Source organism: Bacillus sp. NEAU-Y102 (assembly GCF_054788175.1).
This window is the reverse complement of the sequence record NZ_JBTWFK010000002.1, coordinates 176231-198636: the sequence shown is the minus strand read 5'-3', so window position 1 is coordinate 198636 and position 22406 is coordinate 176231. Positions and strand designations below refer to the sequence as shown.

The 22406-nt window shown below is 34.2% G+C and carries 30 protein-coding genes and 1 riboswitch; of the genes, 24 read left to right on the top strand and 6 right to left on the bottom strand.

All coding sequences use genetic code 11. The annotated features are described in order from the left end of the window. Positions 1-78 precede the first annotated feature (78 nt). The 4 genes from ACYFX0_RS07480 (at position 79) to ACYFX0_RS07465 (ending at position 3268) form a co-directional block, all read left to right on the top strand. Positions 79-525, top strand: coding sequence for a MarR family winged helix-turn-helix transcriptional regulator (locus ACYFX0_RS07480; RefSeq protein ID WP_000203336.1), 447 nt, complete (start codon positions 79-81; stop codon positions 523-525). A 159-nt stretch (positions 526-684) separates the two neighbouring features. Beyond that, positions 685-2379: a M3 family oligoendopeptidase gene (locus tag ACYFX0_RS07475; protein ID WP_106081448.1), complete on the top strand. Its 1695-nt coding sequence runs from the start codon at positions 685-687 to the stop codon at positions 2377-2379. Between the two features lie 137 nt (positions 2380-2516). Then, positions 2517-3050 (top strand): DinB family protein, encoded by a 534-nt coding sequence (locus ACYFX0_RS07470; RefSeq protein ID WP_000941975.1) that lies wholly within the window; start codon positions 2517-2519, stop codon positions 3048-3050. A 101-nt stretch (positions 3051-3151) separates the two neighbouring features. Beyond that, entirely contained in the window at positions 3152-3268 is a 117-nt protein-coding gene (locus tag ACYFX0_RS07465; protein ID WP_000038355.1) for a DUF6254 family protein, read from the top strand. An 11-nt stretch (positions 3269-3279) separates the two neighbouring features. Here the strand turns inward: ACYFX0_RS07465 and kinB are convergent, their stop codons facing one another. Then, positions 3280-4488, bottom strand: coding sequence for a sporulation sensor histidine kinase KinB (gene kinB, locus ACYFX0_RS07460; RefSeq protein ID WP_002083096.1), 1209 nt, complete (start codon positions 4486-4488; stop codon positions 3280-3282). 206 nt (positions 4489-4694) lie between these two features. Continuing rightward, a riboswitch (PreQ1 riboswitch) is annotated at positions 4695-4738 on the top strand. A gap of 93 nt (positions 4739-4831) precedes the next feature. On the opposite strand from kinB, the gene queC reads away from it, so the two are divergent. Genes queC through queF form a run of 4 tightly spaced genes read left to right on the top strand, consistent with a single transcriptional unit; the run spans position 4832 to position 7210 of the window. Further along, positions 4832-5494 carry a 7-cyano-7-deazaguanine synthase QueC gene (gene queC, locus ACYFX0_RS07455; protein ID WP_000711598.1) on the top strand — a complete coding sequence of 221 codons (663 nt, stop codon included), beginning with the start codon at positions 4832-4834 and terminating at the stop codon, positions 5492-5494. Continuing rightward, entirely contained in the window at positions 5494-5985 is a 492-nt protein-coding gene (gene queD, locus ACYFX0_RS07450; protein ID WP_000368414.1) for a 6-carboxytetrahydropterin synthase QueD, read from the top strand. The genes queC and queD overlap by 1 nt, the downstream gene beginning before the upstream one ends. Then, the gene (gene queE / locus ACYFX0_RS07445; RefSeq protein WP_000036303.1) at positions 5978-6694 is read left to right on the top strand and encodes a 7-carboxy-7-deazaguanine synthase QueE; all 717 of its coding nucleotides are present in this window, start codon (positions 5978-5980) and stop codon (positions 6692-6694) included. The genes queD and queE overlap by 8 nt, the downstream gene beginning before the upstream one ends. An 18-nt stretch (positions 6695-6712) precedes the next feature. Beyond that, positions 6713-7210, top strand: coding sequence for a preQ(1) synthase (gene queF / locus ACYFX0_RS07440; RefSeq protein ID WP_001986050.1), 498 nt, complete (start codon positions 6713-6715; stop codon positions 7208-7210). Between the two features lie 48 nt (positions 7211-7258). On the opposite strand, the gene ACYFX0_RS07435 is transcribed toward queF, so the two are convergent. Then, positions 7259-7444 carry a YkvS family protein gene (locus tag ACYFX0_RS07435; protein WP_001165082.1) on the bottom strand — a complete coding sequence of 62 codons (186 nt, stop codon included), beginning with the start codon at positions 7442-7444 and terminating at the stop codon, positions 7259-7261. 259 nt (positions 7445-7703) lie between these two features. On the opposite strand from ACYFX0_RS07435, the gene ACYFX0_RS07430 reads away from it, so the two are divergent. Beyond that, a complete protein-coding gene (locus ACYFX0_RS07430) occupies positions 7704-7859 on the top strand; it encodes a hypothetical protein (protein WP_002083105.1) in 156 nt (51 codons plus the stop codon). 88 nt (positions 7860-7947) lie between these two features. After that, entirely contained in the window at positions 7948-8550 is a 603-nt protein-coding gene (locus tag ACYFX0_RS07425; protein WP_000703092.1) for a phosphoglycerate mutase, read from the top strand. 35 nt (positions 8551-8585) lie between these two features. Here the strand turns inward: ACYFX0_RS07425 and ACYFX0_RS07420 are convergent, their stop codons facing one another. Further along, positions 8586-9164: a GNAT family N-acetyltransferase gene (locus ACYFX0_RS07420; protein ID WP_000619550.1), complete on the bottom strand. Its 579-nt coding sequence runs from the start codon at positions 9162-9164 to the stop codon at positions 8586-8588. A gap of 333 nt (positions 9165-9497) precedes the next feature. Between ACYFX0_RS07420 and ACYFX0_RS07415 the strand changes: the two genes are divergently transcribed. The 11 genes from ACYFX0_RS07415 to ACYFX0_RS07365 all read left to right on the top strand — a co-directional run bounded on the left by ACYFX0_RS07415 (position 9498) and on the right by ACYFX0_RS07365 (position 19095). After that, positions 9498-9692, top strand: coding sequence for a hypothetical protein (locus ACYFX0_RS07415; protein ID WP_000356686.1), 195 nt, complete (start codon positions 9498-9500; stop codon positions 9690-9692). Between the two features lie 99 nt (positions 9693-9791). Further along, positions 9792-10109 carry a hypothetical protein gene (locus tag ACYFX0_RS07410; protein WP_000502199.1) on the top strand — a complete coding sequence of 106 codons (318 nt, stop codon included), beginning with the start codon at positions 9792-9794 and terminating at the stop codon, positions 10107-10109. Positions 10110-10586: 477 nt separating this feature from the next. Continuing rightward, positions 10587-10946, top strand: coding sequence for a class Ib ribonucleoside-diphosphate reductase assembly flavoprotein NrdI (gene nrdI, locus ACYFX0_RS07405; protein ID WP_000959447.1), 360 nt, complete (start codon positions 10587-10589; stop codon positions 10944-10946). Then, positions 10933-13017, top strand: a complete 2085-nt coding sequence (gene nrdE, locus ACYFX0_RS07400; protein ID WP_001215843.1) for a class 1b ribonucleoside-diphosphate reductase subunit alpha — start codon at positions 10933-10935, stop codon at positions 13015-13017. The genes nrdI and nrdE overlap by 14 nt, the downstream gene beginning before the upstream one ends. A gap of 81 nt (positions 13018-13098) precedes the next feature. Further along, a complete protein-coding gene (gene nrdF, locus ACYFX0_RS07395) occupies positions 13099-14067 on the top strand; it encodes a class 1b ribonucleoside-diphosphate reductase subunit beta (protein WP_001203025.1) in 969 nt (322 codons plus the stop codon). Between the two features lie 215 nt (positions 14068-14282). Continuing rightward, positions 14283-14663 carry a GntR family transcriptional regulator gene (locus ACYFX0_RS07390; RefSeq protein WP_000687506.1) on the top strand — a complete coding sequence of 127 codons (381 nt, stop codon included), beginning with the start codon at positions 14283-14285 and terminating at the stop codon, positions 14661-14663. Beyond that, on the top strand, positions 14660-15358 hold the full coding sequence (locus ACYFX0_RS07385; protein ID WP_000137740.1) for an ABC transporter ATP-binding protein: 699 nt from the start codon (positions 14660-14662) through the stop codon (positions 15356-15358). Before ACYFX0_RS07390 ends, ACYFX0_RS07385 begins: the two co-directional genes overlap by 4 nt. Continuing rightward, positions 15355-16146, top strand: a complete 792-nt coding sequence (locus ACYFX0_RS07380) for a hypothetical protein (RefSeq protein WP_000080429.1) — start codon at positions 15355-15357, stop codon at positions 16144-16146. Before ACYFX0_RS07385 ends, ACYFX0_RS07380 begins: the two co-directional genes overlap by 4 nt. A gap of 14 nt (positions 16147-16160) precedes the next feature. Then, positions 16161-17063: an ABC transporter ATP-binding protein gene (locus tag ACYFX0_RS07375; protein WP_000528817.1), complete on the top strand. Its 903-nt coding sequence runs from the start codon at positions 16161-16163 to the stop codon at positions 17061-17063. Then, on the top strand, positions 17063-17839 hold the full coding sequence (locus ACYFX0_RS07370; protein ID WP_106081446.1) for an ABC transporter permease: 777 nt from the start codon (positions 17063-17065) through the stop codon (positions 17837-17839). The genes ACYFX0_RS07375 and ACYFX0_RS07370 overlap by 1 nt, the downstream gene beginning before the upstream one ends. 242 nt (positions 17840-18081) lie before the next feature. After that, positions 18082-19095, top strand: coding sequence for a CPBP family intramembrane glutamic endopeptidase (locus ACYFX0_RS07365; RefSeq protein ID WP_016097977.1), 1014 nt, complete (start codon positions 18082-18084; stop codon positions 19093-19095). 28 nt (positions 19096-19123) lie between these two features. Here ACYFX0_RS07365 and ACYFX0_RS07360 read toward each other — a convergent pair whose 3' ends face one another. Next, entirely contained in the window at positions 19124-19306 is a 183-nt protein-coding gene (locus ACYFX0_RS07360; protein ID WP_000707107.1) for a DUF3913 family protein, read from the bottom strand. Between the two features lie 100 nt (positions 19307-19406). Further along, positions 19407-19859: an Lrp/AsnC family transcriptional regulator gene (locus ACYFX0_RS07355; RefSeq protein WP_001175498.1), complete on the bottom strand. Its 453-nt coding sequence runs from the start codon at positions 19857-19859 to the stop codon at positions 19407-19409. 123 nt (positions 19860-19982) lie between these two features. Here ACYFX0_RS07355 and ACYFX0_RS07350 point away from each other — a divergent pair, with 123 nt between their 5' ends. From ACYFX0_RS07350 to ACYFX0_RS07340, 3 genes are all read left to right on the top strand, one after another. Next, the gene (locus ACYFX0_RS07350; RefSeq protein ID WP_074789356.1) at positions 19983-20396 is read left to right on the top strand and encodes a carboxymuconolactone decarboxylase family protein; all 414 of its coding nucleotides are present in this window, start codon (positions 19983-19985) and stop codon (positions 20394-20396) included. A 10-nt stretch (positions 20397-20406) separates the two neighbouring features. Further along, positions 20407-20961 carry a cysteine hydrolase family protein gene (locus tag ACYFX0_RS07345; RefSeq protein WP_016077945.1) on the top strand — a complete coding sequence of 185 codons (555 nt, stop codon included), beginning with the start codon at positions 20407-20409 and terminating at the stop codon, positions 20959-20961. Between the two features lie 85 nt (positions 20962-21046). Next, positions 21047-21445 (top strand): SseB family protein, encoded by a 399-nt coding sequence (locus ACYFX0_RS07340; protein ID WP_000435265.1) that lies wholly within the window; start codon positions 21047-21049, stop codon positions 21443-21445. 27 nt (positions 21446-21472) lie between these two features. On the opposite strand, the gene ACYFX0_RS07335 is transcribed toward ACYFX0_RS07340, so the two are convergent. Then, positions 21473-22393, bottom strand: coding sequence for a S66 peptidase family protein (locus tag ACYFX0_RS07335; protein WP_106081445.1), 921 nt, complete (start codon positions 22391-22393; stop codon positions 21473-21475). Positions 22394-22406: the final 13 nt, after the last annotated feature.

Here is a 22406-nt window from a genome sequence, read left to right as displayed (position 1 = left end):
TCATTCGGAATTCACATGAAGTATGAAGTGGCATTTTCTTTTTATTGCTGAGAATTTAAGTGAAGGGTTGAAAGTTGTATGACATCAAATAATGAACGAGAAGATATTTCTCAATCTTTAAAAGTATTTATTGCATTATCTCGTGTACATCGTTCTGTTATGGATACTACAAATAAATCTATACAAAGTAACGGGTTAAATCCAACGGAATTTGCTGTATTAGAACTGCTATATCATAAAGGCGGTCAACCACTCCAGCAAATTGGTGAGCGCATTTTAATAGCCAGTGGCAGCATTACATATGTTGTAGATAAGCTGGAGAAAAAGGGATTAGTAAAGAGAATCCCATGCCCGAATGACAGACGTGTTATTTACGCGCAATTAACTGAGTCTGGCGAGAACTTTATTGCTTCTATTTTTCCGGGGCATGAGAAAGTTATACATCAGTCTTTTGAAATGTTAACGAAAGATGAAAAAGATGAATTACTTGATCTATTAAAAAAAATTGGGAAGTATGAAAAATAATAATATGTTCCAAAGGAGCTTTGGATAAATAAATCCAAGGCTTTTTTATTTGCAATGAACTCAGGGTAGTAACTGCCGAATTTTGTTGAAAATTAAGAGGGAATTCGGGAATACGTATTGAATTATAGTAAAGGTATGTAATGGAGAGGAGGCTCGTTCATGTCATTTAAAGACTATGAATATAAACGCCCAAATATTGAAGAGTTAAAAGAGAAATTTACTGTTGCTTTAGAGAAGTTTGATAACGCAAAAACTGTAGAAGAACAAAAACAAGTCATTCATTCAATTAATGAAATTCGCAACGATTTTGGTACAATGGGAAACCTTTGTTACATTCGCCATTCTGTTGATACGACGGATGCTTTTTATAAGGAGGAGCAGGATTTCTTTGATGAATTCTCTCCAGTTGTACAAGGATATGGTACAAAATATTATAAGGCACTCATTAATTCTCCATTTCGTGAAGAATTAGAGGCGTATTATGAAAAACAATTATTTGCTCTAGCAGAATGTGATTTAAAAACATATTCAGATGAAGTCGTGAAAGATTTACAATTAGAAAATAAATTATCGTCGCAATATACACAGTTATTAGCATCTGCAAAAATTGACTTTGCTGGAGAAGAAAGAACGTTATCGCAACTGATTCCGTTTATGCAAGGAAAAGAAAGAAGCGAACGTAAAGCAGCAAGTGAAGCATACTACGGATTTTTAGCTGGAAATGAGGAAGAACTAGATCGTATTTATGATGAGCTTGTTAAAGTGAGAACGAAAATCGCAAAATCTTTAGGTTTCAAAAACTTTGTTGAACTTGGATATGCAAGAATGTACCGTACAGATTATAATGCGGAGATGGTGGCTAATTACCGTCAGCAAGTGCTGGATTATATCGTTCCCGTTACAACGGAATTAAGAAAGCGACAACAAGCACGTATCGGTGTAGGGAAGTTAGCTTATTACGACGAAAACTTTGAGTTTGCTACAGGGAACCCAACTCCAAAAGGAGATGCGGATTGGATTGTTGATCATGGAAAGACGATGTATAAAGAGTTATCGGCTGAGACAGATGAATTTTTCAATTTCATGCTAGATAATGATTTATTAGATTTAGTTGCGAAAAAAGGAAAAGCTGGTGGCGGATATTGTACATATATTGAGAATTATAAAGCGCCATTTATTTTCTCAAACTTCAATGGAACATCTGGTGACATTGATGTATTAACACATGAAGCAGGTCATGCTTTCCAAGTATATGAAAGTCGTAAATTTGAAATTCCAGAATATAATTGGCCAACATATGAAGCGTGTGAAATCCACTCTATGAGTATGGAATTTTTTACATGGCCATGGATGAAGCTATTCTTTGAAGAAGATGCAGATAAATATTACTTCTCTCACTTAAGTTCAGCACTTCTGTTTTTACCTTATGGCGTATCAGTTGATGAATATCAACATTATGTATATGAAAATCCTGAAGCATCACCTGAAGAGCGTAAGACAGCATGGCGTAACATAGAGAAGAAATACTTACCGCATCGTGATTATGAGGATAATGATTATTTAGAGCGCGGTGGTTTTTGGCAACGTCAAGGGCATATTTATAGTTCACCTTTCTATTATATTGATTACACGCTTGCTCAAATTTGTGCGCTACAATTTTGGAAACGTGCAAGAGATAATAGACAAGAGGCGTGGGAAGATTATGTGAATCTGTGCCAACAAGGTGGAAGTAAATCGTTCTTAGAATTAGTAGAAGTTGCAAATTTAACATCACCATTTGCTGAAGGCTGTGTGAAAAGTGTTATTACAGAAATTGAAGCATGGTTACATGCGATTGACGACACAAAATTGTAAAAAACATGCGCTTTTTTTCACATGTTTAACATCGACATAATGGGAAAATGATGAGATAATAAAAGAAAATTCAGAATACTAAAGAGGTGTTTCTAATAAGGAGCACCTCTTTTCACCAACAAAAGGGGGGAACAAGTATGCTTCAATCTAATATGGATGTGAGTTTAGAAAGTTTAGTAAACTCATTACAGTCTACCCGAAGCACGCTATTATCAGAAATTGAAATGTTAAATGATACAGAAGTGAATGTAAAGCCACGCCGTGATAAATGGAGTATTACTCAAATTTTACACCACTTGCATTTAGTTGAACAATCTGTCACGTCTGCCCTTGTATATGCTTTACAAAAAAACGAAAGAAACATGACTCCATTTAAAGACCTCCAACTTACGCTTGATCGCACACATAAACGAGAAGCTCCTCAGCAAATGCAACCAACAGAAACTTTAATGAAAAAACAGCAAGGAATTCAATTACTAGAACATTCACGACAAGAACTATTACACGCGCTTCATAGTGTTATAGATGAAAAAGATCTATTTGAAAATGGATTAAAGCATCCTGTTTTTAATGATCTGAATTTGTATCAATGGGTTCAATTTCTTGATTTGCATGAACAAAGACATCTTACGCAGTTAAAAGAGGCGAAACATGCAATTTTGCAACGCTAAAGTGGAAGAAGTGGGAAACCACTTCTTTTTTGATATGTGCATAGTTTTCTTTCTTATTTTGGAATACTACATGGAGAAAGAAAAGAAGGAGTTGAAAAAATATGTCTAAGAAGAAGCGAGAAGAGGAGCGCGCCTGGAAAGCGCGTAAAGAAAATCAACAACCGCACGGAAAAGTGAAAGCTTTTGCTGAATTAGTTGAAGGAACAGAAAAAACGTGATGATTATTTCATCACGTTTTTTGTATGAGTGGAAAAGTTAATAAAAAGGTTGTACCGATTCCTTTTTCACTTATAATATCAATTTTTCCGTTCATAGCTTGAACAACACTGAATACGACCATCATTCCAAGTCCAGTGCCTTTTTCTTTCGTTGAATAGAAAGGCGAACCAAGACGTTTTACTTGTTCTGAATCCATACCGATTCCTGTATCTTTTATATATAACTGAATATGCTTATGATCAGGAACTAATGTGAAATAAAGATCACCGCCTTTTGGCATAGCCTCAATGCAATTTTTTAAAATATTTAATAAACATTGATTTAGTTTTTGTTTTTCTCCAGCGATAAAAAAAGAAGTGCTTTGCTTTATATAATGAGTACGTACATTTGTTAAATTAGCAAGCGGTGTAATTAACGACAATGCATGTAGTAATTCTTCTTCTAACTGTAATGTTTGTTCTTTTTCAATGCTTGGTTTGGCAAAAGTTAAATAATCTGTAAGAACATGATTTGCTTGTTCGATGCCGTTAATGGCAATGTCGATATATAATTTTCGTTCCTGCTCAGTGCATGTATCTGATTGTAACAGTTGTAAAAACCCTTTCGTTGAAGTTAATGGATTGCGAATTTCATGAGAGATAGACGCTGCCATTTCACCAATTAAATGAAACTTTTCAGCATTTATAAGTTCGTTTTGGAGACGAACTTGAGTTTGTAATATGTGTAGTAAATATAAAATTAGGATCGTACCAAGCATTGAACATAACTCATATACAATAATATGCGGTATATAATCAGTCTTATTTGTAACCTTTGAAAGAAAGAAAGGTATCCAACTAAATCCGTATGTGAGACTGTAGATAATAGCAAGTGTTATTTTTATACGATTAGAAGTTCGATTGAAAAATTTATATGTTAATAGTAGAACAATAAATAGAAGAACAGAACCGATAAGAGATGGGAAAACACCTACCCCACCTAATAGTAAGCGATATATGTTTAATACAACTAAGATAGAACCACCAGCAATAGGCCCTCCCGTTAATGTACCGACAATTAATACAATATGGCGCATATCAAATTGAAAACCATTATTTGTTTTTGCTGCAAATGTAATACAGAGTACGGTAGCGAGGCAACACAATACAATAAATATAGCTGAATTTAATTTAGGAGAGCGTTTCCCTTTTTGATTCCAAAATAAATGATATACGAGCATTGTAATAAGGATGAATAATATATTTAAAAAGAGATAAATAATAAAGGATTTCAGTGGGATGCCTCCTCTCTTCTTATATTAAATTAATCATACTATAAAATGAAAGAAATGAAATAATAAATAGCGGAAAAATCAGAAATTTTTACGCTAGTATACAATATGTTACAATAAGCTGTGTCAATGAAAGAAGAAATTCCGTGCACCGCGCGGGAGAGGTTCGCGAACTCCCTCTATAAAAAACTATGGAAACAACAATATCCTTAGGTATTGTTTTGTTTTTTTATTGTGACAGTTCAAGAACGTTCTTTCTTCTTATTTATAGTAGAGAAGGAGAATGAGTGAAATGAAAAAAGAAAAAGCAGTTGTTGTTTTTAGTGGAGGACAAGATAGTACAACATGTTTATTTTGGGCAATAGAGCAGTTTGCAGAGGTAGAAGCTGTAACGTTTAATTACAATCAACGTCATAAGCTAGAAATTGATTGTGCAGCGAAAATTGCAAAAGAGCTAGGAATAAAGCATACGGTACTAGATATGAGTCTATTAAATCAACTTGCTCCAAATGCGTTAACGAGAACGGATATGGAGATTACACATGAAGAAGGTGAATTGCCATCGACATTTGTAGATGGACGAAATTTACTCTTCTTATCATTTGCTGCTGTATTAGCAAAACAAGTTGGAGCACGTCATATTGTAACGGGTGTATGTGAAACTGATTTCAGTGGTTATCCAGATTGCCGTGATGTGTTTGTGAAATCGTTAAACGTTACTTTAAATTTATCCATGGATTACCCGTTTGTCATTCACACGCCACTTATGTGGATTGATAAAGCTGAAACATGGAAATTATCAGATGAACTTGGAGCATTTGAGTTTGTTCGAGAAAAAACATTAACATGTTATAACGGAATCATTGGTGATGGTTGCGGTGAATGTCCAGCGTGCCAACTTCGTAAAGCAGGATTAGATACGTACCTACAAGAACGCGAAGGAGCGAACAACTAATGGATAATTTCTTTGGATTTCGCATCGTAGAAAATTTGCAAAAAATGGACAAGGATATTCAGCGTAAACAGCTCAAATACCATAATAAAAGAGTAATGGTCAGCAAGGAATTTACATTTGATGCAGCACACCATTTACACTGTTATGAAGGGAAATGTAAAAACTTACATGGTCACACATATAAAGTTGTATTTGGAATTAGTGGATATGTAAATGAAATAGGACTTGCAATTGACTTTGGTGATATAAAAGAGATTTGGAAGAATGAAATCGAAATTTATTTAGATCATCGTTATTTAAACGAAACGTTACCTGCAATGAATACGACTGCTGAAAATATGGTCGTTTGGATTTATGAAAAGATGGCAGAGGCACTAACTAAAGAGAATCGAGTGAACGAATATAAAGGAGCTCGCGTAGAATTTGTTCGTCTATTTGAGACGCCGACTAGTTATGCGGAAGTAAGACGGGAGTGGATGCTCGATGAGTAAAATCCCTGTCTTAGAAATATTTGGTCCGACTATTCAAGGTGAAGGAATGGTTGTAGGGCAAAAGACAATGTTTATCCGTACGGCTGGTTGTGATTATAGCTGCGCTTGGTGTGATTCTGCTTTTACATGGGATGGATCAGCTAAAAATCAAATTAGACAGATGACAGCAGAAGATATTTGGGATGAGCTTGTTGCAATTGGAGGAGAAAAATTTTCTCATGTTACGATTTCAGGCGGGAATCCGGCATTGCTGAAAAATATTGAGTTTCTTCTTTCTATATTAAAAGAAAATGGAATGCGGACGGCAATTGAAACTCAAGGGAGTAAATGGCAAGATTGGTTACTTCAAATTGATGAAGTAACAATTTCTCCAAAACCACCAAGTTCGACGATGAAAACAGATTTTCAGAAGTTAGATGCTATTATTCAGAAACTAGCAGGAAAAGATATTAGTTTAAAAGTAGTAGTATTCGATGATCATGATTTTGAATATGCAGTTAAGATGCACGAACGTTATCCAGATGTACCATTTTTCTTGCAAGTAGGAAACGATGATACAAAAACAGTGGATGATGCGATGCTTATTAAAAAATTATTAGATAAGTATGAGTGGCTGATTGATAAAGCTGTAAATTGTAAAGAGATGAATGATGCAAAAGTATTGCCCCAGCTTCATGCGTTAGTATGGGGAAATAAACGCGGCGTATAATGAGAAGGGATGTTTAAAATGACAGGAAGATTAGATGAAGATTTAAAAGATGTAACATTACTAGGAAATCAAAATACAAAATATTTATTTGAATATAGCCCAGAAATATTAGAGGTATTTGATAATAATCATCCAAACCGTGATTATTTTGTAAAATTCAATTGTCCTGAATTTACAAGTTTATGTCCGAAAACAGGACAACCAGATTTTGCAACAATTTATATTAGCTATATTCCAGAGCAAAAAATGGTAGAGAGTAAATCTTTAAAGTTGTATTTATTTAGTTTCCGCAATCATGGTGATTTCCACGAAGATTGCATGAACGTTATTATGAACGATTTAATTAAATTAATGGATCCACGTTACATTGAGGTATGGGGGAAATTTACACCACGTGGTGGCATTTCAATTGATCCATACTGCAACTACGGTCGCCCGGGGACGAAGTATGAACAAATGGCTGACTACCGCATGATGAACCACGATCTATATCCGGAAACAATTGATAATCGTTAATAGAAAGAAAGGGCCTGTATACTATACAGGCCCTTTCTTTCTATTATATTATGCATTTTGATTAATGACAGTATAGTTTTTATGACTTACAACTGTAAGAGGTTCCATATCTAGTTCTCTAAAATTCTTCATAATTGTTATATCAACAATAACAGAGTTTTGATTTACTTTTTGAACACGGCCTTGCATTCCACCTTTAAATTCGATGATATCTCCAGTTTCTGCGATCTGCATAAGCAACTCTCCTTGTTACAGTTTTCCCAAAAAAAGAATAAATTTGGGTTTTTTTATTTCCTCCTATTTTGAACCATATTTCCTACTTTGTAAATGTTTCCAAAGTAAAAATTCGAAAAATATTCACTTTTTGTAAGAAAATATGTAGAAAATCCATGTTATTTGAAAAAATAGCAAAAATGCGGAAATCTTTATATCGAGGTATAATGAAAAAGTAGAATAACCTGCTGAAGTGGGAGAAATTAGAGGCGGTAAAATGATGTTTGAATTTGTGGGGAGTGTTATAGCTTTAATTTTATTTTTATTTTCTTATATGCATTTAAAAAAGATTCGTCAATATGATACGAATACATATTTTGATGGGATGGATGGTACCCATGCTTCGATAACACATGATAGTGGTGGGGAGATGTAAAGGTATATAACTTTCTTTTCTTGCGTGGTATGATATTTAGAACTAGTGCATAATAGAGTTCGTAAGTGATGAATGGAGAGTGAAAAGAATGAAGATTTCTTTTATTCGTCATGGTTGTTTAGGTCGTATAAGAGAACCGATGACAATTAATTCATTTCACGAATGGATGAAACAGTATGATTCCGAGTCAATGATACAAAAAGCTAAAATGCCGATAGAAACAATAGAGGCAATTGAAGCAGCGAAATTTGTCTTAACAAGTGATCAAAGGCGTGCTGTACAATCAGCAGCTGAATTGACAGATTCTTTATCTTTTATGCAAAATTCTCTTTTTAGAGAAGCTGAAGTTCCTTCATGCTTTTTTGCTCCGAAGTGGTTGAAATGCACAATTAAGGTATGGATGTTCATTGGACGAACGTTATGGATACTTGGCTACCATAAAGATGTTGAGTCTTATAAGGAAGTAAGAGAGAGGGCAAGGCAAGCGGCTTACCTGTTACATCGTTATGCTCTCGTACATGGAAGTATTGCTCTTGTAGGTCATAAGTATTTTAATTCGATGATTGGAACGGAGCTGAGGGCAATGGGATGGTCTGGTTCTCCTATTTTGCATAGAAAGCCATGGGGATGTACAACATATACGTTTCACGAGGCGATGGATGGAAATATATTAAATACGAATTTAACATAAAAGCACACGATTTATATAAATCGTGTGCTTTCTTTTTAAGATATAGAAATTTTGACGTTTAATGTTTTTACGAGATGAGCATAAGGTTCGCCTACTAGCATAACAATTTCATCTTTTTTATAACCTAACTTTTCGTATAGTGAATAGGCGCGTGTGTTTTCTAAATTAACAAGTAAAGCGATTTTTTCATGCCCTTTTTCAGTTGCATAGATTTCGGCAGCTTCAATTAATTTAGAACCTATACCTTTTCCGCCGTGTGCACTTGAAACTGATAATGTATCAATGTAATACTCATCAAGCTCAGCTTCTTTTTCTAACGTAATTGATTCATCTTTATGTAATTCTCTTAAGTGATGTACAATTGGTGCGTCAAGCTGTGTTGCTTCACTACCGTGATAAGCGACAATAATTCCAACTGCACTCTCGTCTTGTTCATAGACAAAACAGTTTTCGTAGCTCAGACGGTTATTTTCTTTTGAGAACCATGTCTCAAGTCCTAGTAATACTTCTGCTTTAACTGTGCTACCTGTGATTTTTTCAGCAATTTCATGCAGAGCATTATACAATAAAGGAGCTATTGCCATTGCATCTGTCTTTTTTGCTTTCCGAATCATAGTATCCCTCCTAGTTCTATTTGTATATTGTAGCATAGTGGTATGGAACTTTGCATAATTGAATGCCGAAATGTTTGATATAGAGAAGTAGCTATGTTAGTATATGATATTTAGTGGACATATAGTAAAACGATATTGTTTGCGAAATAACGAAAATAAAATCATGGCATAACAACGAGATAAAATGAAACGTTAATCAGTAAGACTTTTGTTCATTCCACGACTGATTAGTAGCCAACACCAATCGGACCGCCTGCAAATAGCGGGATAATTTTACAGTTGTTGACCTATAGAATATACGATAAAATAAAATATTGCAGAGAGGTGAAATACATGGATAAAGAATTAGCAAATACAATTTTAGATCAGCTGAAAAATGGTGAAATAACGGAGTATGTTGTTACGAAAGATGTATTTTATACGTTCAGAGAAGTTGTTGTAAATAGAGAAGACTTTAAGCATTTCATTGGTAACGCACAACGAGGCGGGCAAGTGATTTATACATATTCAGAAACGCCACGTTCATAAAGGGGAATTTTGATCAGCAGGGCATCCCTCACTGATTAGTAGCCGACACCAATCGAACGTTTAATGCGGGATAAATAAAAGATAAAGGAGAGGGGAATTATGGGCGATTTTAAACAAGGCATTTTACCACATTGGGATTATATGTGGAAAGATAGAGCCGGCAATAGATTTATGGGAATGGTTATGTATCCAGAGAAACGAAAATGTTCAGCAAAAATGCTTCAGAAAATAAAAAGAGCATATGAAGAAGCGATAGAAATTAAAGTAACTGTACAAGTTCAACATACATATCAGTACGTAGAAGGAATGATTGTATACTTTGATGAAGAGGCTCCTGTATGTACAATGCTTGATAAAGATGAAAATCCACATCACATATTTGTAAAAGATATTTTGCGTATTGAGCACTCTGAATAAACTTTTCATAAATAAATTGAAGTTCCATAATAATAATCTTTTTCTATAATAGTTATCTTTTAGTATGTAACGAAAAACGAAAGTATATGTATAATATATTTAATAAGGTAAATTTGATAAATGTAATCGTTTTTTAGAGCAGATTATAGTTTCATATCTGTTCTTTTTTGCGTGATGCTGGAGAAATATATTTCTTCAGCATCTACCGTTTTATGACAAAATATATTGTTAACTTTTTTTAAAATAAGATTAAATTCGTTGACAACTTTTTTGAAAAGCACTTTATTGACATGAGTTTTAGAATGTTGTTTCATAGTCATTGTATTGAAAAAAAACGGCTATCATGTCGAAAAGTAAAAGTTAAAAAAAGAAAGAATTTATACATATATCTTGTGTCTTATTTTGAAACGTAATACAATATATAGAGAAATCAAGAACAACATATAGAGAATATAGATTTGAGAGGGAGGGTCGGAAATGTTAGTTGCATATGATTCTATGACAGGAAACGTGAAGCGTTTCATTCACAAATTAAATATGCCGGCCGTTCAAATTGATGAAGATCTAGTAATAGATGAAGACTTTATTCTTATTACGTATACAACAGGTTTTGGCAATGTACCAGAACGTGTTTTAGACTTTTTAGAGCGCAATAATGAAAAATTAAAAGGCGTATCTGCAAGCGGCAATCGTAACTGGGGAGACATGTTCGGTGCAAGTGCTGACAAGATTTCTACTAAATATGAAGTGCCTATTGTATCAAAATTTGAGTTATCTGGAACAAATAACGATGTAGAATATTTTAAGGAAAGGGTGCGGGAGATTGCGACACATTGAACTGAATAATGAAATCACGCAAATGCAGGACGGTTTTTATCAGCTTCATAAAGATAAAGAGGCATTAGAAGTCTTTATGGAAGAAGCTAGAGAGAATACCGTTCCTTTTAATAGCGTGGCAGAGCGAATGGAGTATATGAAAGAACATGATTACTATTACAACGTTCTGGACGAGTATAGCTTGGAGGAAGTAGAGGGAGTATATAACATCGCTTATGGTGAAAACTTCGAGTTCCAATCTTATATGGCAGCATCTAAGTTCTACAAAGATTATGCGTTAAAAACGAATGATCAAAAACAATACTTAGAAAGCTATGAAGATCGTGTAGCAATTGTGTCATTATACTTAGGACGCGGTGATGTTTCGAAGGCAAAACAATTCGCAAGCATGATTGTAAAACAAAACTACCAACCAGCGACACCAACCTTTTTAAATGCGGGAAGAAGCAGAAGAGGAGAAATGGTGTCTTGTTTCTTGTTAGAGATGGACGATAGCTTAAATTCAATTGGTTTTAACATTAATACTGCGATGCAATTATCGAAAATCGGCGGGGGAGTAGCCTTAAACTTATCTAAGCTACGCGCACGTGGTGAGCAAATTAAAGGTATCGACAACGCTGCAAGTGGTGTAGTGCCTGTTATGAAATTGCTTGAAGATTCGTTTTCATATGCGAATCAGCTTGGCCAACGAAAAGGTGCCGGCGCAGTATATTTAAACATTTTCCATTGGGATATTATTGAATTCCTTGATACAAAAAAAATAAATGCCGATGAGAAGAGCCGTATTCAGTCTCTATCAATCGGAATTATCGTTCCAAGTAAGTTCTTTGAGCTTGCTGAGAAAAACGAACCTTTCCATGTTTTCGCGCCTTATACGGTTTATAAAGAATATGGCAAGCATTTAGATGATATTGACATTGATGAAATGTACGATGAATTAATGAGCAATCCGAAAGTGAAGAAGAAGCCACTAGATATTAGTGCACGTGATATGCTTATTAAAATCGCTATGATTCAGCTTGAGTCTGGTTACCCATACTTAATGTTTAAATCAAATGCAAATAATCAACATCCATTGAAGGATATTGGAACTGTGAAGATGTCGAACTTATGTACAGAAATCTTCCAGCTTCAAGAAACTTCAGAAATAAATGATTACGGTACAGATGACATTATCCGTCGTGATATTAACTGTAACTTAGGATCGTTAAATATCGTAAACGTAATGGAAAATAAAGAAATTCGTGAAGCAGTTCATGCGGGAATGGAAGCTTTAACAGCTGTTTCTGATATGACGATTATTCCGAATGCACCAACTGTGAAAAAAGCAAATGACGAGCTTCATTCAGTTGGACTTGGAGCAATGAACTTACACGGATATTTAGCAAAAAATAAAATCGCTTATGAAAGTGCAGAAGCGAAAGAATTCGCTCGTACATTCTTTATGATGTTAAATTACTATTCTATTGAGAAAAGTATGGAAATCGCTACAGAAAAAGGCGAGACATTTAAAGACTTCGATAAATCTGATTATGCGAATGGCACATACTTCGAAAAGTATGAAACGACAGATTACAGCCCAGTAACTGAAAAAGTTCAGCAACTATTTGAAGGAATTCATATTCCGACAAAAGAAGATTGGACAAGTTTAAAAGAGCAAGTGCAAAAGAATGGTTTATACAACTCATATCGTCTTGCCATTGCTCCAACACAATCAATCAGTTACGTTCAAAATGCAACTTCAAGCGTAATGCCGATCGTAAGTCAAATCGAATCAAGAACATATGCGAACGCGACAACATATTATCCAATGCCGTATTTATCAAAAGATACGTTCTGGTACTATAAATCTTCTTACGATATGAATCAGTTTAAATTAATTGATTTAATCGCAGAAATTCAAGAACATATTGATCAAGGAATTAGTACAATTCTTTACGTTAATAGTGATATTTCAACACGTGAATTAGCACGTTACTACATCTATGCACATAAAAAAGGCTTAAAGAGTCTGTATTATACGAGAACACGTAAATTAAGCGTGGAAGAGTGTGTGGCTTGTACCGTTTAATATAAAAAGTGAGACATGATGAGCAGGGTTTTCTGAACCCTGCTCATGCTTAGTTATCATATTTAGAGAAGGGGCGATTTAATGCGTGCGGTAAACTGGAACAAAAAAGAAGATGATTTTAGTTTAATGTTTTGGAAGCAAAACATCGCTCAGTTTTGGACAGAAGAAGAAATTGCGGTTTCGTCTGACAAAAATACTTGGGTGCAATTATCGAAAGAAGAGCAAATTGCTTATAAGCGTGTATTAGGTGGTTTAACACTTTTAGATACGAAACAAGGTGGCGAAGGAATGCCACTTGTACTTGTTCATCTTGAAAATTTACAAGCTAAAAGTGTATTAGCTTTCATGGGAGCTATGGAAGAAGTACATGCGAAGAGTTACAGTCATATCTTTACAACGTTAGCTACTGAAGAAGAAATTGATGATATTTTTGACTGGGTAGACAATCATCCATTACTTGAGAAAAAGGCCGGTATTATTACTGGTTACTATCGTCGTTTGTTAAAGCCTGAGGTAACGAAAAAAGAGCTATATATGGCAATGGTAGCAAGTGTGTTCTTAGAAAGTTATTTATTCTATAGTGGATTCTTCTATCCGCTTTACTTAGCTGGTCAAGGAAAACTAACAGCAAGTGGTGAGATTATTAACTTGATAATTCGTGATGAGTCAATTCACGGCGTATTCGTCGGTATTTTAGCACAACAAATCTTCGCAGAACTTTCTGCAGAAGAGCAACAAGAAGTGCAAAAAGAAACACAAGAGTTATTAATGGAACTATATGAAATTGAAATGGCCTATACAGAAGAAATTTACACTTCTATCGGTCTTGTAGAAGATGTAAATCGTTTCGTTCGTTACAATGCGAATAAAGGGCTTATGAACTTAGGACTTGAGCCGAAGTTTGAAGAAGAAGAAATTAACCCAATCGTTTTAAATGGTTTACGTACAGATACGAAAAACCATGATTTCTTCTCTGTAAAAGGAAATGGTTACGTAAAAGCAACGAACGTTGAAAAGTTAGCTGACGATGACTTCGTGTTTAACTTTTAATATAGGATTATAAAGAAAAGCTGTCTTATTCATTGATAAGACAGCTTTTCTTTATAATTTTGTTTACATAACACTATTATTTCTATATAGCGATTTATGTTTGGGAAGTTCTATTCGGTTAACGGATAGAACTTTTTGTAATTAAATGGGTATTTACAAACTTTTTGTATCAGTGTATTATTTAACTAGTACACCAATACAAAAGGAGGGAAGAAATGAAAATAGAGTTTTCTCCAAATATACCAATTTACATTCAGGTAATGGAATACATAAAAAAAGAGATCGTAACAGGACAGTTATTGCCTGGTGATAAAATTCCCTCTGTCCGTGAATTAGCGAGTGAATTACAAGTGAATCCAAATACGATTCAGCGTACATTTCAAGAGCTAGAACGGGATGGAGTTGTTGTAACACGTAGAGGAATGGGACGGTATGTAACGAATGAAGGGGAGAAAATAATGGAGCTGCGAAAAGAGATGGCGAAAGAATTACTTCATTCTTTTATAGATGGAATGGACAATTTAGGTTTTTCAGAAGAAGAAATTCTTACAATTCTTCGTTCTTCATTGCATGATAAGAGGGAGGAGAGCCAATGACAGAGCTATTAAAAATAGAAAACTTATGGAAGAGATACGGATTAAAAGCAGTGATCCGTGAATTAAACATAGAGATTACGGAAGGGAAAATCGTTGGGCTTGTTGGAGATAACGGGAGCGGGAAAACGACGTTATTGAAAATGATTGCAGGCTTGCAACACCCTTCTGAAGGCAGTATCACAATAGACGGTAAAAAGGTAGGATTACAGACGAAAGAAATCGTTTCATTTATGTCCGATAAGCCAATCTTTGATGATTGGATGACTGTAAAAGACGCTTTATTTTTCTACCGGGATTTTTATAAAGACTTCGATATTCAAAAAGCGGTAGATACGATAGCGGAATTTAAAATACCGCTAGAAGAAAAAATTACAGCATTGTCAAAAGGTATGGTTGAGAAGCTGCAGATTATTTTAACGTTTTCTCGAAAAGCGAAGCTATATGTACTAGATGAGCCATTGGGCGGAATTGATCTTGTTTCTAGAGAACATGTACTTGAGCTAATACTTAAATTTTATCGTCAAGACTGTACGCTACTTATATCGACTCATTTAATAAGAGAAATTGAAAATATATTCGATGAAGTAATCTTTTTGAAAGATGGAGAAATAATATTGCATGAAAATGTAGAAGAACTAAGATTTCAAAAGGGTAAAGCAGTACATGAGCTGTTTAAGGAGGCCTATGAGAAATGAGTCAGCTTTTTCATTATCTGTATAATTGTAATAAGAGAAAGATAGCTATTATTTACTTTGGTTTTATTACAGTTTCATTAATTCTTTTATTTAATATGAAAGGAGTTTCAGGAGTTAGAATTTCAGGTAGGCAAGATATAATTATTATTATATTTTTTATCGTGCTAGGTATAAATGGATTTGCAATTCTTCTAACAGGTATATCGTCTTTTCGGAAAATGTTAAAAGACTCTATGCTACGTTATACTTCTATTTCAGCAAAAAAGTATATATGTGCAAATATTTTATTCTGTGTACTACTCTTTATGATTTTGCTAGGAATAGGAATCATTTTTCTATACTATTTTTCTTTAAATATTTACAATGGCAAAACTAATTTAGGTATTCAGCAAGCGATACACAGTTTATATGATTATGGAATATTACATCATATGTTATCTATTTTCTTATGGGGACTAGATTTTCTTAATATGCTAGTTTCTATTTATTTTATTATAGTAATTGTGAAACTATTCAATGTGAAATCATCGATGAATAAGATTGCTTGTTTAGTTTTGTTCGTCATTTTTACAGCATTTAATGGAGGAATAACGTATATTTTTCAGCAAATAGAAAAGTATGTGTTTGCTATAAATAATATTGGATTTATAGATAAAAATGGTTTTTTAAATACATCATTTTATTCTGGTACCGAGATTACAATTTTAAATCTATTTTTTAATTGTTTATTAACAATTATATTACTAGTAGTTACAGGTTACATAGTCGATAAAAAACTAGAAGTCTAAAGGAGGAATCAGCATTGGGAAACGTAGTAGTAAAGTTAGAGAATGTTCGAAAAAGGATTGGTGGAACGGAAATTATTCGTGGTTTATCATTTGAGGTTCGTGAAGGAGAAGTATACGGATTCCTTGGACCGAACGGTAGCGGTAAGACGACGACGATCCGTATGATGACAGGTCTTATTTCAATGACAGAGGGCGATATTACAATTTGTGGACATAGTATTCGCTCGGAGCGTGAAAAGGCACTAGAGCAAATTGGAGCGATTGTAGAAAATCCTGAACTATATGATTATATGACAGGAATGCAAAACTTAAAGCATTTTGCGAACATGGCCATTAAACCAATTAGTAAAGAGCGCATTGCTGAGATTGTAAAGCTTGTTGAATTAGAGCATGCAATTCATAAAAAGGTGAAAACATATTCACTTGGTATGAAACAACGTTTAGGAATTGCACAGGCATTACTTCATCAGCCGAAAATCTTAATTTTAGATGAGCCGACAAATGGATTAGATCCAGCTGGTATTCGCCAAATTCGTGATTATTTACAACGTTTAGCGAAAGAAGAGAATATTGCTGTAATCGTATCAAGTCACTTATTGAGTGAAATTGAATTAATGTGTGATCGCGTCGTTATTATTAAACAAGGTGAGTTTGTACAAGAGTACAACTTACATGAAAAAGTGAAGCATGATGAGGCAGTCGTTGTAGCGTTTGAAGTAGATGAAGTTCAGAAAGCGAATGAAATTATTAAAGGTAAAGCGAAAGGGAATGTAATTGTAGCATCTTTAACAAAAGACAACATTCCACAAATTGTAAAAAAACTTGTTCATGCTGATGTGCTTGTATACGGAGTTACTGTTCAAAATAAAACGTTAGAGGATGAGTTCTTAGCGATTACTGGGGGAGTGAAAGCGTAATGTTTAAATTAATTCAAAATGAATTTTTAAAGTTGCATGCGAAAAAAGGTATGTATATTTTAATTGGTGTCATTGCGGCACTCGAAATTTTAGGTACTTTAGCAATGTTGAAGTGGGGAAAAGGTGATGAGTTTAAGGGATCATATTTAGATTATGCAAACTCAGAGATTGGCTTAATTGTTTTATTTACAACGATTTTTGGGATCACACTTGCTGCCCGTACTCTTACTGATGAGTTCCAAAAAGGTACAATTAAACAATTGTTAATCCGTCCAAGAAAAAGACTTGCAGTTTTATTTTCTAAATATATTACAGTGTTATTAGCAATGTTATTTATCGTATTAGCTGGTATGCTAATTGCAATGATTATTGGGGGTATTGTAATGGATGGTAGTAAAACAGAATTAACGTTAGGAATCGTAATGAAGTCCACTTTATATCAACTACTTTCACCGTTCTTTTTTGCAACACTTGCATTTTTCCTAGCAAATGTCTTTAGAAAGTCTGTATTACCATTAATTATTACGATGTTCCTATTCTTCTTACAAGGTGCAATTAACATGGTATTAATAATGTTTGCAAAAGGTGTAGCGAAGTTTGTAGTATTCAACCATTTGGATTTAAGAGCTTACGATAGTAATAAATTAATCAATGGTGGAATGGAACCAACATTTACAGAATTTACGTTTACAGCTTCATTATTACTTGTAGCTGCATACTTTGTTGTGTTACTTGTAGCATCAAGTGCATTATTCCAAAAACGTGACGTATTATAATAAAAGAAATCCCCGCTTGTAAAAACAGGGATTTTTATTACATAAATTTCACTTGGATTGCAACTTGAAGAACAGCGATATGGTATTTTAAGAGCTATGCTGTTTGAAATGATTTGAGAAAAATAGGAAGGATTTCAACTATATTCATATTATAATTTAGTTATCCTGCTATTTATAGGGAAAGGATTGCCTATAAAGTACTGATTAAAGTTTTATTTTTACTATCTTTGGGGGTGTTCTATATGCACTATGCATTTTCACGTATAAGGCTACGTAGCTTTTTTGGATGGATGATTATAGGGGTGTTCCTTATAATGATACCATTAGGTCTAGCAAATGTTTCTGAGAATACGATGGAGGTTATTTCACAAATAACTGTATTTTTTGTATTTCCGTTACTTTGGCTATACGTAAAAACAAATAAAAATAATGTTGTATTTAACAGTTTTTTTGATAAGCCAGGACGTTTATCTTGGGGATTAATTGTATTAGCAACGATAATGGGGATGATTTTTTCAGTTGGCATATCTCAGATTCAATTTTACATATTAGCACATACGTTACCGAATTTCTTAGTTACTATGCTAGAAGACGGAAATGTTATTAATACGAGTAACGTATATATGACGATATTTACTTTCATTTCAGCATGTGTGTTAGCACCTATTATGGAAGAGGTTATTTTTAGGGGATTTTTCTTACAGCGAATGGCTCATAAATGGGGAATTAAAAAAGCTGTAATTATATCTTCAATTATTTTTGGCCTAGGACATTTTGATGTTATTGGTGCGTTCATGTTTGGTGTCGTTATGTGTCTTTTATACATAAAGACAAAAAATATATGGACGAATATAGCTGTGCACGCTCTAAATAATTTGATTGCAACAAGTATGCAATTTTTCGGTGGAGAAGAAAGTGGTACAATCTCAATTACTGAATTACAAGCGCAAAGTAATTTATGGATTGGTATCGGTCTTACAGTTGTTGGATTACTATGGTTAATTCCGTATGTTTGGAAACAATGGCGTACAGTAAACGAAGTTGGCGTGCCACCAGTACGTTTTATAAATGAGCAAAAAGTAGAGAGTCCATCACATGAAAATGAAGTGTATAGTCAAGTGATCGTAACCGATAGATTGATGGCCATAGAGTTACCAGATGAGGTTGTAAATAAGCTTCGGTTAGAAGAAAGTGATTATGTAACAGTATCAGTAGAAGAAGATAAAATCGTTATAAAGAAAGCACATAATAGATAATTAAAAAGTAGCTCTTAGGAGCTACTTTTTAATTTGTAATAATTTCTACACGAAAATTATTACCGTTCTTTACATATTTAATATCTGTAACAGTGCGGACCGTCTTTAAAATCTCCACTTTTTCACCAATTCGCGGGATGGTTGGAACATTATCCCAAATACCAAGCAAGTCATCTAATTGTGCCGTTTTTTCATAAAACCAGATTTTCAATGTGAAGCCCCTTTCTCGAACTTTATGTATTTTAATACATAATATATTATTTTTATTCTTATTGTAAGGGGTTTTTTTATATTTTATGAATAAAAATAAATTAATCTTCTGGGAAGATATGTTCAATATCAGGAGTAAGAGATACTTCTGATAATACGATATGAGAAACTGTCGTTGCATATGAAGAAACATCATTGATAAATTCTTCAAGTTCAACGAGTGAAGGAACAGAAATTTTTACAATGTAGCATAAGCTTCCTGTTACTCGGTAACAAAAACTTGCAGATGGATAAGACTGAATAAACTGTTGCATACGTGTTGTATCACCATTTTTTAAAGTGATTTCTAAAATACAATCTAAAACTAGTCCTGCTTTTTTATAGTCGATATCGATTGTATATTTTTGAATAACGCCTTCACTTTCAAGTTTACGAACACGTTCTGCAGTAGACGGAGCAGATAAGTTTACTCGTTTCGCCAATTCACGCATAGAAAGGCGACTATCATTATATAATTCATTTAAAATTTTTCGATCAACACGGTCTAGTTGCATTTGTAAATATACCTCCAGTAAAATAATGATTTTTGTAAAGGGAAAATATAAATTAAGATTCATATGAAATGTAAAGTGAACGTTATTTATTTTACAATAAAACAGAAGGAAATAGGAGGGGAAATGATGGAGAGAATTTCATTATCAAATGTAGGAGATACAAAGTTTCAAAAGTTATTAGGGCATAATTCGGATATATTACATTCGTGGAGTACGTTAGAGGATACACTGTACAATAAAGGAATTCTTTCAGCAGAGTTGAAGGAGCAAGTGAGAAGAACACTAGCGTATGGGAATGAATGTCCGTACTGTATGGCAAAGGGAAGACCTGATGATGTGCAAAAGGCAGAGGAGATTGGTGTAGCCGTTACTTTTGCGCATACATTTGTTCATGACCGAAAAGCGATAGATGATACTATGTTTCACGCATTAAAACAATATTGGACAGAAAAAGAAATTGTAGAGCTTTGCGTCTATGTTTGCTTTATTACTGCGTCACAACAACTTGGTTTTCTATTTCAATTACAGCCAAATTAAGGAGGAAATGATGACAAATCAAATAGCACTTATCATAATCGATGTACAAAAGGCATTTCAATTACAAGATTGGGGCGAGAGAAATAATATTTTTGCTGAAGAAAACATGAGAATTTTGTTAGCAGAATGGAGGAAAAGGAAACGACCAGTTTTTCATATTCAACATGTAAATAAAGAAGATGCTCGGTCAATGTTTTATGAGAGAGGGAAAACGGTAAACTTTAAAGAAGAAGTGCAACCACTACCTGGTGAAGTGGTTATTCAGAAATTCGTTAACAGCGCGTTCATTGGGACGAATTTAGAAGAGCAATTAAGAGAGGACAAATGTAATGCAGTAGTAGTTGTAGGATTAACGACAAATCATTGCGTGGAAACTACGACACGAATGGCAGGGAATTTAGGATTTACAACGTATTTAGTGAGTGATGCAACGGCTACTTTTAACCGTAAAGGTTTAGATGGTAAAGAGTATAGTGCAGAAGATATTCACAATATGACACTTGTAAATTTACATGAAGAGTTTGCTACGATTGTGACGACAAAAGAAGCATTAAAATTATTTTGAAAAAATAATTGCGAATTATGTAGAAAAAAATAAGAATATTTCGTATAATCTAAGTACAATCATTTTGAAATAGGGGTGGCATCATATGGAGCAAATTTCAGTAAAGAAATTAGAAGAGGTACTTGTTGTAGCAGGGGATGATAAACAGAAGCAAAAGGAATTTTATGAATTGCTCTTATCTACTGAGTTTTATGTTGCTGGTTCACTAGAAGCAGAGGACGGGGCAACAGAAGGAATACTTCGTTTGCGTCATTTCCAAGGAGAAGGTAGATGGATCGTTCCGTTCTTTACACAAATGGAATTTGTAAAAGATGTGTTGCCAGAAGGAACGCCCCTTATTACGATACGTGGGAAAGAGTTATTTGGTAGCATTGAGAAAGATGCTACAGCTGTATTAAATGTTGGCACTGATATAAGTAAAACATTTATTCCAGAAGAAATTGCAGATATCGCATCTGGACGAATTTTTAATTATTATAAGTAAAAGGAAAAGCGTAATCGCTTTTCCTTTTTAATTTGAACATGGAGTGGCTATACCAGAAGAAATAGAGACTGTTTTATTATTTGTGTTTATTGTCGCTGTAGCTCCAAGTGGAATACCGATGTTTGGACTTATATGTCCAATCGGTAAACCGAATAGGACAGGTATATGATATGGTGCGAAATATTCATATAATATTGTTTGCAATGATTGAGATGGCTTTGAAGGAGTGCAGTCGTGACAACTTGTGAAAATAACGCCCTTGCATTCATTAAACTTTCCAGATAAAAGTAGCTGATTTAACATACGGTCAATGCGGTACGGTTCTTCACCAATGTCTTCAAGTAATAAAAGTGTATTGTCCGTATTTATCTCGTAGGGCGAGCCAATTATACTCGTTAACACAGCTAAATTTCCTCCAACTAATGTACCTGTAACTGTACTGTGAGAGCTAGGTACGATACATTCTGATGCAGATAAAATGGTTGAATACGGATGAAATAGCTGATTGAAAGAGGATAAAGATAGGGAATCAATACCTTTTCCTAGTTCTTCAATCATCGGACCATGAAATGTTATAAGCTTTGCATAACGTGAAACAGCAGTATGTAAAGCTGTAATATCGCTATATCCCCAAAAGATTTTAGGGTTTTGCCGAATGATTTCATAGTGAATGTGAGGGAGGAGACGAGCACTTCCGTAACCACCTCGTGCACAGAAAACGGCCTTCACTTCATTATTTGTAAATGCTTCATGTATATCGTCAAGCCGAACTTGATCACTTCCGGCTAAAAATCCATATTTCTCGTAAACGCTCTTCCCGATTATTACGGATAACCCCATCTTTTGTAATACATTCACACCTTTTAATACATTTTCGATTGTAGGTGGACCAGATGGTGCAATGATCATTACTGTATCACTTTGTTTTAATGCATTTGGATAAATCATTAAGCTCAGCCTC

Coding starts and splice junctions, on each gene's coding strand:
- nrdF (WP_001203025.1), top strand. CDS start 13,099: ATGCGTGCGGTAAACTGGAACAAAAAAGAAGATGATTTTAGTTTAATG.
- queD (WP_000368414.1), top strand. CDS start 5,494: ATGGATAATTTCTTTGGATTTCGCATCGTAGAAAATTTGCAAAAAATG.
- ACYFX0_RS07425 (WP_000703092.1), top strand. CDS start 7,948: ATGAAGATTTCTTTTATTCGTCATGGTTGTTTAGGTCGTATAAGAGAA.
- kinB (WP_002083096.1), bottom strand. CDS start 4,488: ATGCTCGTATATCATTTATTTTGGAATCAAAAAGGGAAACGCTCTCCT.
- nrdI (WP_000959447.1), top strand. CDS start 10,587: ATGTTAGTTGCATATGATTCTATGACAGGAAACGTGAAGCGTTTCATT.
- ACYFX0_RS07340 (WP_000435265.1), top strand. CDS start 21,047: ATGGAGCAAATTTCAGTAAAGAAATTAGAAGAGGTACTTGTTGTAGCA.
- ACYFX0_RS07415 (WP_000356686.1), top strand. CDS start 9,498: ATGGATAAAGAATTAGCAAATACAATTTTAGATCAGCTGAAAAATGGT.
- queE (WP_000036303.1), top strand. CDS start 5,978: ATGAGTAAAATCCCTGTCTTAGAAATATTTGGTCCGACTATTCAAGGT.
- ACYFX0_RS07355 (WP_001175498.1), bottom strand. CDS start 19,859: ATGCAACTAGACCGTGTTGATCGAAAAATTTTAAATGAATTATATAAT.
- ACYFX0_RS07390 (WP_000687506.1), top strand. CDS start 14,283: ATGAAAATAGAGTTTTCTCCAAATATACCAATTTACATTCAGGTAATG.
- ACYFX0_RS07420 (WP_000619550.1), bottom strand. CDS start 9,164: ATGATTCGGAAAGCAAAAAAGACAGATGCAATGGCAATAGCTCCTTTA.
- ACYFX0_RS07465 (WP_000038355.1), top strand. CDS start 3,152: ATGTCTAAGAAGAAGCGAGAAGAGGAGCGCGCCTGGAAAGCGCGTAAA.
- ACYFX0_RS07385 (WP_000137740.1), top strand. CDS start 14,660: ATGACAGAGCTATTAAAAATAGAAAACTTATGGAAGAGATACGGATTA.
- ACYFX0_RS07410 (WP_000502199.1), top strand. CDS start 9,792: ATGGGCGATTTTAAACAAGGCATTTTACCACATTGGGATTATATGTGG.
- ACYFX0_RS07335 (WP_106081445.1), bottom strand. CDS start 22,393: ATGATTTATCCAAATGCATTAAAACAAAGTGATACAGTAATGATCATT.
- ACYFX0_RS07470 (WP_000941975.1), top strand. CDS start 2,517: ATGCTTCAATCTAATATGGATGTGAGTTTAGAAAGTTTAGTAAACTCA.
- ACYFX0_RS07480 (WP_000203336.1), top strand. CDS start 79: ATGACATCAAATAATGAACGAGAAGATATTTCTCAATCTTTAAAAGTA.
- ACYFX0_RS07350 (WP_074789356.1), top strand. CDS start 19,983: ATGATGGAGAGAATTTCATTATCAAATGTAGGAGATACAAAGTTTCAA.
- queF (WP_001986050.1), top strand. CDS start 6,713: ATGACAGGAAGATTAGATGAAGATTTAAAAGATGTAACATTACTAGGA.
- queC (WP_000711598.1), top strand. CDS start 4,832: ATGAAAAAAGAAAAAGCAGTTGTTGTTTTTAGTGGAGGACAAGATAGT.
- ACYFX0_RS07345 (WP_016077945.1), top strand. CDS start 20,407: ATGACAAATCAAATAGCACTTATCATAATCGATGTACAAAAGGCATTT.
- ACYFX0_RS07475 (WP_106081448.1), top strand. CDS start 685: ATGTCATTTAAAGACTATGAATATAAACGCCCAAATATTGAAGAGTTA.
- ACYFX0_RS07435 (WP_001165082.1), bottom strand. CDS start 7,444: ATGCAGATCGCAGAAACTGGAGATATCATCGAATTTAAAGGTGGAATG.
- ACYFX0_RS07365 (WP_016097977.1), top strand. CDS start 18,082: ATGCACTATGCATTTTCACGTATAAGGCTACGTAGCTTTTTTGGATGG.
- ACYFX0_RS07380 (WP_000080429.1), top strand. CDS start 15,355: ATGAGTCAGCTTTTTCATTATCTGTATAATTGTAATAAGAGAAAGATA.
- ACYFX0_RS07430 (WP_002083105.1), top strand. CDS start 7,704: ATGTTTGAATTTGTGGGGAGTGTTATAGCTTTAATTTTATTTTTATTT.
- ACYFX0_RS07370 (WP_106081446.1), top strand. CDS start 17,063: ATGTTTAAATTAATTCAAAATGAATTTTTAAAGTTGCATGCGAAAAAA.